The sequence below is a fragment of the Parasporobacterium paucivorans DSM 15970 genome (genome assembly GCF_900141895.1).
Classification (GTDB): domain Bacteria; phylum Bacillota; class Clostridia; order Lachnospirales; family Lachnospiraceae; genus Parasporobacterium; species Parasporobacterium paucivorans.
The window spans coordinates 44,711-56,744 of sequence record NZ_FQYT01000002.1; the positions used below are offsets into that span (position 1 = coordinate 44,711).

At 40.5% G+C, this 12,034-nt stretch carries 14 protein-coding genes; all 14 read left to right on the top strand.

Annotated elements, in window-relative coordinates; genetic code table 11:
• The first annotated feature begins 11 nt into the window (after nucleotides 1-11).
• The 14 genes from mreD (at nucleotide 12) to BUA79_RS00280 (ending at nucleotide 11,961) form a co-directional block, all read left to right on the top strand.
• Nucleotides 12-521, top strand: a complete 510-nt coding sequence (gene mreD / locus BUA79_RS00215) for a rod shape-determining protein MreD (RefSeq protein ID WP_073992503.1) — start codon at nucleotides 12-14, stop codon at nucleotides 519-521.
• The gene (locus BUA79_RS00220; RefSeq protein WP_073992351.1) at nucleotides 518-3,346 is read left to right on the top strand and encodes a penicillin-binding transpeptidase domain-containing protein; all 2,829 of its coding nucleotides are present in this window, start codon (nucleotides 518-520) and stop codon (nucleotides 3,344-3,346) included. Before mreD ends, BUA79_RS00220 begins: the two co-directional genes overlap by 4 nt.
• A 26-nt stretch (nucleotides 3,347-3,372) precedes the next feature.
• Nucleotides 3,373-4,044 carry a septum site-determining protein MinC gene (locus BUA79_RS00225; protein WP_073992352.1) on the top strand — a complete coding sequence of 224 codons (672 nt, stop codon included), beginning with the start codon at nucleotides 3,373-3,375 and terminating at the stop codon, nucleotides 4,042-4,044.
• A 39-nt stretch (nucleotides 4,045-4,083) separates the two neighbouring features.
• Nucleotides 4,084-4,875, top strand: a complete 792-nt coding sequence (gene minD / locus BUA79_RS00230; RefSeq protein WP_073992353.1) for a septum site-determining protein MinD — start codon at nucleotides 4,084-4,086, stop codon at nucleotides 4,873-4,875.
• An 18-nt stretch (nucleotides 4,876-4,893) separates the two neighbouring features.
• Nucleotides 4,894-5,163, top strand: coding sequence for a cell division topological specificity factor MinE (gene minE, locus BUA79_RS00235; RefSeq protein ID WP_073992354.1), 270 nt, complete (start codon nucleotides 4,894-4,896; stop codon nucleotides 5,161-5,163).
• A gap of 27 nt (nucleotides 5,164-5,190) precedes the next feature.
• Entirely contained in the window at nucleotides 5,191-6,339 is a 1,149-nt protein-coding gene (locus BUA79_RS00240; protein WP_242941616.1) for an FtsW/RodA/SpoVE family cell cycle protein, read from the top strand.
• A 10-nt stretch (nucleotides 6,340-6,349) separates the two neighbouring features.
• On the top strand, nucleotides 6,350-6,745 hold the full coding sequence (locus tag BUA79_RS00245) for a methylglyoxal synthase (RefSeq protein ID WP_073992355.1): 396 nt from the start codon (nucleotides 6,350-6,352) through the stop codon (nucleotides 6,743-6,745).
• A 39-nt stretch (nucleotides 6,746-6,784) separates the two neighbouring features.
• Nucleotides 6,785-7,207, top strand: a complete 423-nt coding sequence (locus BUA79_RS00250) for a twitching motility protein PilT (RefSeq protein WP_073992356.1) — start codon at nucleotides 6,785-6,787, stop codon at nucleotides 7,205-7,207.
• A 102-nt stretch (nucleotides 7,208-7,309) separates the two neighbouring features.
• Nucleotides 7,310-8,686 carry a biotin/lipoyl attachment domain-containing protein gene (locus BUA79_RS00255; RefSeq protein ID WP_073992357.1) on the top strand — a complete coding sequence of 459 codons (1,377 nt, stop codon included), beginning with the start codon at nucleotides 7,310-7,312 and terminating at the stop codon, nucleotides 8,684-8,686.
• Between the two features lie 14 nt (nucleotides 8,687-8,700).
• Nucleotides 8,701-9,390, top strand: a complete 690-nt coding sequence (locus tag BUA79_RS00260; protein WP_073992358.1) for a YggS family pyridoxal phosphate-dependent enzyme — start codon at nucleotides 8,701-8,703, stop codon at nucleotides 9,388-9,390.
• Nucleotides 9,391-9,404: 14 nt separating this feature from the next.
• A complete protein-coding gene (locus BUA79_RS00265) occupies nucleotides 9,405-9,944 on the top strand; it encodes a cell division protein SepF (protein WP_073992359.1) in 540 nt (179 codons plus the stop codon).
• A 21-nt stretch (nucleotides 9,945-9,965) separates the two neighbouring features.
• Nucleotides 9,966-10,418, top strand: a complete 453-nt coding sequence (locus tag BUA79_RS00270; protein WP_073992360.1) for a DivIVA domain-containing protein — start codon at nucleotides 9,966-9,968, stop codon at nucleotides 10,416-10,418.
• A gap of 80 nt (nucleotides 10,419-10,498) precedes the next feature.
• On the top strand, nucleotides 10,499-11,059 hold the full coding sequence (gene lspA, locus BUA79_RS00275) for a signal peptidase II (RefSeq protein ID WP_073992361.1): 561 nt from the start codon (nucleotides 10,499-10,501) through the stop codon (nucleotides 11,057-11,059).
• Complete coding sequence (locus tag BUA79_RS00280; protein WP_073992362.1) at nucleotides 11,056-11,961, top strand: RluA family pseudouridine synthase; 906 nt, start codon at nucleotides 11,056-11,058, stop codon at nucleotides 11,959-11,961. The genes lspA and BUA79_RS00280 overlap by 4 nt, the downstream gene beginning before the upstream one ends.
• The last annotated feature ends 73 nt before the right edge of the window (nucleotides 11,962-12,034 follow it).

Consider the following 12,034-nt stretch of genomic DNA (forward strand, 5'->3'; position numbering starts at 1 on the left):
GGCGCGTTATGATGAAACGAATAATTGCCGCCACCCTGATGATTCTGGTGGCGTTTTTCCTGCAAACTGCATTCTTTACAGGTGATATCTCCAAGCTTCCTGTCCCAAATCTGCTGCTGATCATTACGGTTTCATTTGGATTCATCCGCGGAACACGGACCGGCCTTATAACTGGACTGGTATGCGGTCTGTTGGCAGATGTCTTTTTTTCTGATTTTATCGGACTTAATGCCCTACTTTATATGAGCGTTGGATTTATGAATGGAGTTTTTAATAAAATATTTTTCGGCGAAGAAATCCGCCTCCCTGTCCTTCTGGTGTTCGGGAGCGACATCGCATATAACGTGGCCTTATATATTTTCATGTTCCTTTTCAGGGGAAGGCTTGATTTTTTTTATTATCTGATCCATATCATACTGCCAGAGGCGATATTTACTGCCATTATAGCATTCATAGTGTATAAGCCCATACTTATGCTGCATGAAAAATTCACAGAAGCAGAGAAGGAGAGGGAACAATGATTGAAAATATACGCGAACGAATTCAAAAGCTGATCAAATCCCGCGAATTTATTATTTGCGGCATTTGTTTTATTTTATTTTTCTTTCTTGTTATCAGAATTTTTGACCTTCAAATTGTTAAAAAGGACTATTATCTGAATAACTATATCCAAAAAGCTCAAAAGACCATCTATTCGTCCGGAACAAGAGGAAATATATACGACAGAAATGGGAATATTCTGGCCTATAACAAACTGGCCTATTCCGTAACAATGGAAGATCTTGTGGAAAGCGGAAACACAAAAAACAATGAGCTCAATTCCATTATTTATACAGCCATATCGCTGATAGAAACAAACGGTGACACTTTGGACGGCAGCTTCCCGATTATCCTCGATTCCGCCGGGAAACCCGAATTTTCTTTTGCGTCCGATTCTGCCAGAAATACATTCCTTATCAATGTATACGGATTATCTTCCAAAGAGGATATAGCCACTAAAGGCCTTTCTGATGCCAGTGCCCTGGAAGTATTTACGTATATGTGCGGAAAAGACAAATACGAATTAGGAGACGAATACTCCACAGACATGAAATTAAAGATTCTGACGGTCCGATATAACCTGTCACTGAATTCTTATCAGAAATATATAACCACGACCATCGCTTCCGATGTGAGCGACAAGACTGTGGCTGCTATATATGAGAACTCAACGAAACTTACCGGTGTGACTATAAGTGAAGGATCCATAAGGGTGTATGATGAATCTTCATGTTTTTCACATATCCTGGGATACACAGGACTAATCTCAGATGAACAGCTGCAAGAGCTGAACGCGGCGGGTGGTGATTATGTTTCCGGGGATATGGTTGGTAAATCCGGAATCGAGGAAGTGATGGACACTTATCTCCAGGGTAAAAGAGGGGAAGAAACGGTATTTGTAAACAGCCTGGGTTCTATAATTGAATCTGTGAGCAAAACAAATCCCGAGGCAGGAAATGATGTCTACCTGACCATCGACAAGAATCTTCAAATCGCATCCTACAATATCCTTGAGCAAAAACTTGCTGGAATACTGTACAGTAAAATAAAAAATGGTGATGTTCAGAATACTGCAAACAGCACTATGAATATCGGAATCAAAGAAGTGTATTTCCAAATGATAAATAACAATGTTCTTGATCTGAATTCATTTTCAGATGATGGAGCAACAGACAACGAAAAACGGGTGTACAGCAAATTTAAAGGAAAATTCGATTCTGTACAGTCCTACTTAAGCTCTCAATTATATGATCAGGGTCAGACCACGCTGTCTGCAATGCCTGAAGAATACCAGACGTATGTGCATTATATTTTTGATCTTTTGAAAAATGACAATATTCTGGTCGAAGACAACATTGATACAAAGGATGAAACTTATGTTGCCTGGAATAATGGAAGTATTGGTTTGAGTGAGTTTCTGTCGCATGCTATTGCAGAAAACTGGATTGATGCATCCAATATCTCCCCCGACAGCCGTTATGCAGACTCGGACCAGATATATGCTGCCCTGGCAGAATATATCTTATCAAATCTTTCTTCAGATTCCGGTTTCAGTAAGAAGATTTATTACTACCTGATTGAAAATGGAACGATAAGCGGAAATGAAATATGCATGCTGCTTTTTGATCAGGGTGTACTTGCCGCCGATGAGGCTTCCTACACATCCCTGGCTTCTGGAAATGGAGGCACTGCGTACAATTTCATGATGGAGCAGATCCGGCTTATACATATTACACCAGCCCAGATTGCCCTGGACCCTTGTTCCGGTTCCGTAACTGTAACTGATCCTGATAACGGAAATGTGCTGGCTCTTGTGACATATCCCGGTTATGACAACAACCTGCTTTCCGGTAAAGTCGATGCAAAGTACTGGAACAGCCTGAATAATGATTTGTCACTTCCTCTTTATAATCGGGCCACTCAGTCCCGGATGGCGCCTGGTTCAACCTTTAAGATGGTTTCCGCAGTCGCCGGAATGGAGTCCGGAGTCATAACGCCGGGTACCCTGATTCATGACGAGGGACTTTTCACAAAAATCTCTCCGAACGCAAAATGTTGGAAATATCCGTCAAGCCATGGGGATGTGAATGTAGTGGGCGCTCTCAGCGTTTCCTGCAACTACTTCTTTTACGAAGTAGGCTATCGTCTCAGTCTTGGTCAGACAGGTGTATACGACAGCAACCAGGGACTTTCCGTTATTAAAAAATATGCAGAAATGCTTGGTCTGACATCCCTTTCCGGAGTGGAAATACTGGAAAATGATCCTCTTTTTTCTAAGACGGATGCCGTAAGAACGGCTATTGGACAGGGATCCAACGCCTATACTGGCGTCCAGCTGGCAAGATATGTGAATACTGTTGCAAACTCTGGAAAAAATTACAGCCTTACGCTTCTTAATAAGGTTGTAACACCCAGTGGTACTGTCGAGAAAGAATTCAAGCCTAATCTGGAAAGCACCGCCGCCGTTTCTCAGAGTACATGGGATGCTGTTCATCAGGGCATGCGATCTGTGGCAACCACAGGAACGGGAGCCAAAACCTTTAAGGATTTCCCAATTGAAGTAGCAGCAAAATCAGGTACGGCACAGGAAAATGCCCTTCGATCCAATCATGCCGTTTATGTTGCTTACGCACCTTATTCAGCGCCCGAAATGGCAATGAGCGTAGTGATACCATACGGTGACTCTTCTGGTTACTGTGCGGAAGTCGTCAGGGATATCATAAATTTTTATTTCAATGGCCCGGGAGAAACCAGCATCGAAGATGGCACTGCGAGCGTACCATCGTCTGGTATTGTCGGTGACTAAAACAATCATGAAAAAGGAGTTATTCAATGAAAAATTCAGTGATGATAAAAGGTAATAAATATGGTATAGTTCTAGTGTTGGATGCCATTCAGCCTTTTGATGACTTAAAGCTCCAAATTGCCGAAAAATTCGGTGAAGCCTCCAAGTTTTTTGGAAAATGCTCCCTTGCATTATCGTTTGAAGGACGGCAGCTTTCTGATACAGAAGAGCAGGAGGTTGTAGATATCATCAGTGAAAATTCTGATATTTCCATCATCTGTATTGCTGACAGCAATAAATCCCGGGAAACAATGTTCAAGAAATCAGTCGACGAAAAGCTGGGGCAGATTTCATCCAATCTTGGCGAGTTTTATAAAGGGACGCTCCGCTCCGGACAAGCCTTGGAGAGTGATAACAGTCTGGTCATACTCGGTGATGTGAATCCGGGTGCTCGTGTTGCGTCAGGAGGAAGCGTTGTGGTACTTGGCGCTCTCAAAGGGACCGTATATGCGGGAGTATCAGGCAATATGAACTCCTTCGTAGTAGCTCTCGAAATGAATCCACTCCAGATTAAAATCGGTGACGTAATCGCAAGGCGTCCGGATAATTCAGGGGACAAGAGCGATGGAAATGCCCAGGTTAAAATTGCATTTCTGGAAGGCGGCGATATTTATATAGAGCCACTTAGCAAGGAAGTGCTAAGCGAAATCCGTTTTTAATAAAACAAAAGTATAAATAAAGATTCGAGGAGGAATTATATGAGTGAAGTAATAGTCATCACATCCGGAAAAGGGGGGGTTGGAAAAACCACGACAACCGCAAATCTGGGAACCGGCCTGGCTCAATTGAATAAAAAAGTGGTTCTGATTGATACCGACATAGGCCTAAGAAATCTGGATGTCGTGTTAGGCCTCGAAAACAGAATCGTTTATAATCTGGTTGACGTAGTAGAAGGAAACTGCCGTATAAAACAGGCACTGATCAAGGATAAAAAATATCCCGAATTATATCTTCTTCCATCAGCCCAGACGAGAGATAAATCAAGTGTTTCCCCTGAACAGATGAAGATATTGGTGGAGGAGCTTAAGGATGAGTTCGATTATATTATCCTTGACTGCCCGGCGGGAATCGAACAGGGCTTTAAAAATGCCATAGCCAGTGCAGACAGAGCCATTGTCGTTACAAATCCTGAAGTATCCGCAATTCGGGATGCTGACAGGATTGTCGGCCTGCTTGAGGCCAACGGCATAAACAAAATCGACCTTATCGTAAACAAGATAAGAATGGATATGGTCAAAAGGGGAGACATGATGTCCATTGATGATGTAGTGGATATACTAGCCATTAACCTTATTGGAGCTGTCCCAGATGATGAAAACATCGTTATTTCCACCAACCGGGGAGAGCCGGTGGCAGGAACAGACTCAAGAGCAGGAAAAGCCTATATGAACATTGTCAGACGCATTATGGGTGAAGACATTCCACTTGAAAACCTTGATGTTAATATAGGATTCTGGACCAAACTGTCCGGACTGTTCAAGAAAAACTAACTGAAAAGGAGAATAATGATGGGTTTATTTGATATTTTCAACAAAAAAAAAGCTTCTAGTAATGTAGCAAAGGACAGGCTGAAACTTTTGCTGGTTTCAGACAGGTCGAACTGTAATCCAGAAATAATGGAACAAATTAAAAATGATATCATTGCGGTTATATCAAAATATATGGAAATTGACCTTGAGGGATTGGATATTCAGATAACGCAGACGGATTCTGACGGACCAAACGGAAAGGTTCCGGCTTTGTATGCCAATATCCCAATTAAAGAAGTTAAACACTAACTCAGGTTTGAGTTTAAAGAGGTAATAATGAAATCAAGATTTGAATACATGATCAATATGTTAAAGCGTTATAATTTCCGGAATCTTAATATCAGGCTTATTATTTATGTCCTTGTACTTACAATTCTGGGAATCAATGTCATATCAAGTGCAACGGATTCCTCCGTATATGAAGCGAAACAGGTGCTCGGTTTCATTATCGGACTTGTAATTATGGTGGCCCTGACCCTTATCAGTTATAATTTCTTGCTTAGATACTATTGGATTATATATGGACTGAATCTCGCAATGCTGCTTTCAGTGCTAATATTTGGCGAAAGCGCTAAAGGGGCTCAACGCTGGATTGATTTTGGCTTCTTCCAAATCCAGCCTTCTGAGTTTTCCAAGATTCTGATTGTTCTTTTCGTGGCACAATTCATTGTTAAACACAAGGATAAAATCAATGACATAAAATTTTTAGCGACTCTTTTAATTTTGTACCTGATACCACTTGCCTTGATTTTCAAACAACCCAATTTATCAACTTCTATAGTTTTTTTCATATTGTTTTGTGTTATAATGTTCATAGCTGGTCTGAGTTACAAAATTATTGGTGTTATATTCGCCGTTACCATACCCATTGCTATCATACTTGGAATACTAGTGATGCAGCCGAACCAGTCAATTCTTGCACCACATCAGTACGACAGACTTGTTGGCTTTTTTGAAAAAGACAATGAGATTGCTGCACGGATCAGATACCAGCAGGAAAATTCTGTGATGGCAATTGGTTCCGGTGGCCTTTTTGGAAAAGGACTGAATAATAATACAATAACCAGTGTTAAAAATGCGAATTTTATTTCAGAACCCCAGACCGACTTTATCTATACAATCATAGGGGAAGAGCTTGGATTTGTAGGAGCAGCTGCCGTAATAATACTGCTGGCCCTGATTACTTTTGAATGTTTCAGGGCAGGAAGCAGAGCCCCCAACCTGGCGGGGCGGCTTATATGCTGTGGTTTTGGCGCGCAGATTGGTTTTCAGGCGATCATTAATTTAGCCGTTGCCACAATGCTTATTCCTAATACCGGACTTACGCTTCCTTTTGTAAGTTACGGTCTGAGCTCATTGACCAGCGCGTTTGCCGGTGTCGGTCTTGTTTTGAATATTGATTTACAGCGAAGACTAACTTATTAGGAGGATTTATATGAATATTGGGTTGATTGCACATGATTCCAAAAAGAAATTGATGCAGAACTTCTGCATTGCATACAGGGGAATACTTAGTAAACATACCCTCTATGCAACAGGTACTACGGGACGGCTAGTTGAGGAGGTTACCAATCTGGAGATACATAAGTTTCTAGCCGGCCATCTGGGTGGGGAACGGCAGCTGGGAGCACAGATAGAGTGCAATCAGATTGATCTTGTGATTTTCCTTAGGGATCCATTAAGACCGAATTCCCATGAACCGGATGTTAACAGAGTGTTCCGGTTATGTGACATGCATAATATTCCTTTAGCGACAAATTTAGCGACAGCTGAACTTCTTGTCAAATCACTTGAACGGGGAGATTTGGACTGGCGTAACTTTTGCAAATAGAAATTTAAATTTAATATTGAATTTAAGGAGGAGATTGCTATGGTTCAAATCATTGCAGGCAGCAAGGGTAAGGGCAAGACAAAGGTCCTGATTGAAAAAGCAAATGAGGTCGTCAAAAGCGCTATGGGGCAGGTCATATACCTGGATAAGAATGCAAAACACATGTACGAATTAAACCCAGCAATAAGGTTGATCAATGTATTGGAATATCCTATCGAAAATAAAGATGATCTGTTAGGATTCATAAGTGGATTAATATCAGGGAATCATGATATAGATACAATATTTGTTGACAGTCTGCTTACTTTAGCGAACATCCCACAGGAAGAGAATATTGCACCTTTGCTAGGGCGGATTGCATCAGTTTCCAATAAATTCAATATTAAATTTGTTTTGTGCATATCAAGAAATGCGGAAGAAATTCCTGCAGAATTCAGGGATAATATTATAGTTTCCCTGTAATTTTCATAACAGGCGGTTACAATAGAGAACACTTCTTCTCATATAGATGCAGGGAAATGTTCTCTATTATTATTTTAACCGGTAAAACGGCTGGAGGACAGAATGGCTGGCAACAACAGACGGGTAACTAAATACAGGAAAAGAAGAAATATCAACATCGGCATTATTATCTTCGGAATTACCTTCATTTATATTGTGATTAATGTATTTCTCTATTTTTCAAGGGATCAGGTGACTATATACGAAGTAGTGGAGGGCAAGACAGGAAGCAGCACCGATAATTATTTTACCGGAGTTATACTGCGGGATGAGGTTCCTTTATATGCTTCCGTTTCAGGATATATCAATTATTTTCAGAGAAACGCATCCCATGTTTCAATAGGGACCGGCCTCTATACTGTCGATGAAAGCGGACAGCTTGCTGCCACAATCGCCGAAAAGGCTGAAGAGGGTAACATTCTGACCGAGGAGAGTATTGGGGAGATCAGAGACAGCATCAATGAATTCACTCTGGGATTTTCTGCCTCTGATTTTTCAACCGTTTATGATTTGAAGTACGGAATGGAATCTTTGATTTTTGAAAATTACAATACCAGTCTTTTGACATCTGTTGATATGTCACAGTTCCAGATCGTGACTTCCCCACAGGTCGGTACTTTTCTAAACTATACGGATGGATACGAAGGGCTGACCTCCGATACGATTACAGCCTCAAACTTTGATGAAACGGTTTATTCGAAAAAAGCCATTACAAGCGGTGATTTGACCGAGTCCGGTTCCTCTGTTGGAAAGATTGTGACAAGCGATGTCTGGACGCTGATAATTCAGTTAAATGACTCACAATATGAAAAATACAAGGACAAAACATCATTGAAAGTCAAATTCGTGGATAATGATCTGACTTCATTCGGGGATTTCAGTGTGATGGATAAAGATGGTGTCCACTTTGGTGTCCTGCGTTTTGATAAATTTGGAATCCATTTTTTTAATGACAGATTTTTGGATATCAAGATTCTGGATTCTGAGACAAGCGGCTTCAAAGTTCCCAAAACGTCAGTGGTTGAAAAGGATTTTTATGTAATACCTGTAGAGTTCCTTGCCACCGGTGGAAACAATAGCGAGAAAGGGTTCTATAAACAGGTATTTACGGACAAAATGGAGGCCAGTGTCGTATTCGTTGCCCCGGATATTTATTATCAGTCAGATAAATACTGTTATGTCCAAACCTCAGCTTTTAAAGAGGGGGATATTGTAGTCAAAAATGATTCCAATTCCCAATTCCAGGTTGGAGAAACAGAACCTTTAAAAGGTGTATATAATGTCAATAACGGCTATACAAATTTCAGACAGATTGTAATACTGGGAGAAACAAGCGATTATTATATTGTAGCCCAAAATACAAGCTTTGGCTTAAGGATATACGATAATATAATTCTTGATGTTTCCGGAACTAAGGAAAATCAAGTTATTTACCAGTAGTACAGGAGGACAATATGTTAGTAGATAATTTAAGAATCATTGAGGAAAATATTCAAGCGGCCTGCAACAAGGCAGACCGGAAAAGGGGCGATGTCACCCTTGTGGCCGTCAGTAAAACGAAACCGGTTGAAATGATTAAAGAACTGTATGATGCGGGCATCCGTCAATTCGGAGAAAATAAGGTTCAGGAACTGGTTTCGAAACGTGACCAGCTGCCGGCAGACATACAGTGGCATCTGATTGGCCATCTTCAAAGAAATAAAGTCAAACAGGTTATTTCCAAAGTAGCCCTGATTCACTCAGTTGATTCATACAGACTTGCCGAAGAAATCAATATTCAGTCTAAGAAAAACAGAATTCGTACCAATGTATTGATTGAAGTAAATATTTCCGGCGAGGATTCCAAATTCGGTGTTATTCCAAAGGAAACAGAAAAGCTCATCCGGGAAATTTCCGTATTGGATGGTATCAGAATTAAAGGACTTATGACTATAGCACCCTATACGGAAAACCCTGAAAATAACAGGCTGTATTTCCGTAATTTAAAGCAATTATCGGTTGACATGAAGAGTAAAAACATCGATAATGTTTGTATGGATGTCCTTTCTATGGGAATGACCGGTGATTACGAGATAGCCATCGAAGAAGGGGCGACCATTGTTCGAGTTGGAACGGGATTATTCGGTCAACGAAATTATGAATAAAGGGGTAAAATAAGATGGGGAATTTTTCGGATAAATTTTTAAATATGCTCAAACTAAATGATGATGACGAGTACGATGAAGATGATGCTTTCTTTGAAGATGATCTTGACGGCAGGTCGGTCAGAATGAAAAAGCGAAGAAAAGATCAGACTGACACAGATGAAGCCGCACCTAAGGTTTCTGCTGCTACTCCCGCAAAAACCAAACCTGCTAATAAATTTGCTGGTAAAATTGTTCCGGTACGCAATAACTCTCGCTCAGGATTTGAGGTATGTGTGATCAAGCCTTCCACGGTTGAAGATGCACGGGAGATCACCGACACGCTGCTGAGTGGCCGAGCTGTTGTCCTTAACCTGGAAGGTATTCATGTTGACACTGCCCAGAGAATTATCGACTTTACCTCTGGTTCATGTTATGCGATCAATGGAAACCTGCAGAAGATATCAAACTATATTTTTATTGTCACACCAGAGACAGTTGACATTTCAGGGGATCTTCAGGACATTTTGTCCGGAGGCTTTGATGTTGCCTCCTTTCAATCATCCCTACAATAGCAGCAAGATGGGGGTTGTTATATGATAACACCAATTGAAATCCAGTCCAGGATGCTTAAGACAGGACTTGGTTATCAAAAAAAAGATGTCGAAGAATTTATCAATGAAATTAGTGCGGATTTTGAAGTGCTTTTTAAAGAAAACAAAGAAAACAAAGAAAAGCTCAAGGTTCTTGCCAACACCCTGACTCATTACAGAGACATGGAAAGAGAAATGCAAAGTACCCTGGAGCTTGCAAATAAGGCTGCCCTGGAAATCAAGGATGCTGCCAAGAGAGATGCTAAGATTATTGAGGACGATGCCATCGCAAAGGCAGACCATATCTTGGAGGATGCAAAGGCGCAGATTGAAGTGCTGAATCAGCAGATGGAACAGATCAGAATTCAACACAATGATTATCTCACGAAGTGCAGGGAATTTGTATCTGAGCAACTTGCTGGGATTGATTCTGAAATTGACAGGATGAACAGATAATTGAAATTGAGTGGCTGCCCGTTTCACTTTTTTGTGATTACGGACAGCTGTTTTAATGAACAAGACGTAAGGAGAAACAAATGAATATGAAACCACAATATAGATCAGTACTCAACATTGCAATATTTGTATTTTTGGTTTTCGCAGACCAACTCACAAAATATTTTGTCAGGGTTTATCTCATGCCAAAAGGCTCCATTCCTATCATCAGCGGAGTGCTTGAACTGAGATACCTGGAGAATTTCGGTGCGGCTTTCGGAATCCTTCAAAACAAAAAAGTTTTTTTTGTCATTATAACACTCATCATTATGATCATCATCTTTTATGTAAGCAGAAAAATATATTCTGAAATTTATTGTAAAAAAACAGAATCTGCGATTCTCAAGAAATTCATTGTATTGGATATCGTGCTGCTGGTTCTTGCAGCCGGAGCCCTGGGAAATCTGGTTGACAGAATCAGATTCAACTACGTGGTAGATTTCATATACTTTAAACTGATTGATTTTCCTATATTTAATATTGCGGACTGTTGCGTCACGCTTTCTGCAATCACGCTGATTATCATCTTCCTTTTTGTCATAAAAGACAATGATTTCAAGCATCTTTTTCCTTCCAAAAAGGCAGGGAGGTTGGATAAATGAAAACTTTCCTTACTGTAAATGAGGAAGATGAAGATGTCCGAATCGACAGATATATCGTCACTCAAACCGAGGATTTATCACGTTCTTACATCCAGAAACTATTGGATGAAAATAATATACTAGTAAATGGAAAAGAATGCAGATCGAACTATAAAGTAAAAACGAATGATGTGATAACCTTGGACATTCCTGCTTTGCAAGTTCCCGATATTCTTGCTGAAAATATTAAATTGGATATTCTTTATGAAGATCACGATATTATCGTGGTAAATAAGCCCAAGGGTATGGTCGTACATCCTGCCGCTGGACATTATTCCGGAACGCTCGTTAATGCCCTTCTATATCATTGCAGAGATGAATTGTCGGGCATTAACGGGGTCCTGAGACCAGGTATAGTGCACCGAATCGATATGAACACGACTGGAGTTATTGTAGCCTGCAAAAATGACATGGCACATCGTGATATATCCGAACAATTAAAAGAACATTCTATCACAAGGCGATATCGGGCCATTGTTCACAATATTATTAAAGAGGATTCCGGAACCATCAATGCGCCAATAGGCAGAAATCCCAATGACAGAAAAAAAATGTGTATCAACCACAAGAACGGCAGAGTGGCCATAACAGAATACAAAGTGCTGGAGCGTTTCAGAAAGTACACATATGTGGAATGCACCTTGCAGACGGGAAGGACACACCAAATACGGGTTCACATGGCCAGTATTCATCATCCATTACTGGGGGATGATGTCTATGGATCCAAAAATTCTAACCTTCAAGGACAAACCCTCCATGCAGAAGTTCTTGGTTTTATACACCCGACCTCCAGGATTTATATGGAATTTGAGGCGCCCTTGCCCGAATACTTCAGACACCTCCTGGACTCTCTCCCTAGATAGTTGACATAAATATGTTATGTCAACTATCTAGGGAAAATTTGCATTTTTTTTGAAATTTTACTATAATTAAGTC

Coding starts and splice junctions, on each gene's coding strand:
- mreD (WP_073992503.1), top strand. CDS start 12: ATGAAACGAATAATTGCCGCCACCCTGATGATTCTGGTGGCGTTTTTC.
- BUA79_RS00220 (WP_073992351.1), top strand. CDS start 518: ATGATTGAAAATATACGCGAACGAATTCAAAAGCTGATCAAATCCCGC.
- BUA79_RS00225 (WP_073992352.1), top strand. CDS start 3,373: ATGAAAAATTCAGTGATGATAAAAGGTAATAAATATGGTATAGTTCTA.
- minD (WP_073992353.1), top strand. CDS start 4,084: ATGAGTGAAGTAATAGTCATCACATCCGGAAAAGGGGGGGTTGGAAAA.
- minE (WP_073992354.1), top strand. CDS start 4,894: ATGGGTTTATTTGATATTTTCAACAAAAAAAAAGCTTCTAGTAATGTA.
- BUA79_RS00240 (WP_242941616.1), top strand. CDS start 5,191: ATGAAATCAAGATTTGAATACATGATCAATATGTTAAAGCGTTATAAT.
- BUA79_RS00245 (WP_073992355.1), top strand. CDS start 6,350: ATGAATATTGGGTTGATTGCACATGATTCCAAAAAGAAATTGATGCAG.
- BUA79_RS00250 (WP_073992356.1), top strand. CDS start 6,785: ATGGTTCAAATCATTGCAGGCAGCAAGGGTAAGGGCAAGACAAAGGTC.
- BUA79_RS00255 (WP_073992357.1), top strand. CDS start 7,310: ATGGCTGGCAACAACAGACGGGTAACTAAATACAGGAAAAGAAGAAAT.
- BUA79_RS00260 (WP_073992358.1), top strand. CDS start 8,701: ATGTTAGTAGATAATTTAAGAATCATTGAGGAAAATATTCAAGCGGCC.
- BUA79_RS00265 (WP_073992359.1), top strand. CDS start 9,405: ATGGGGAATTTTTCGGATAAATTTTTAAATATGCTCAAACTAAATGAT.
- BUA79_RS00270 (WP_073992360.1), top strand. CDS start 9,966: ATGATAACACCAATTGAAATCCAGTCCAGGATGCTTAAGACAGGACTT.
- lspA (WP_073992361.1), top strand. CDS start 10,499: ATGAATATGAAACCACAATATAGATCAGTACTCAACATTGCAATATTT.
- BUA79_RS00280 (WP_073992362.1), top strand. CDS start 11,056: ATGAAAACTTTCCTTACTGTAAATGAGGAAGATGAAGATGTCCGAATC.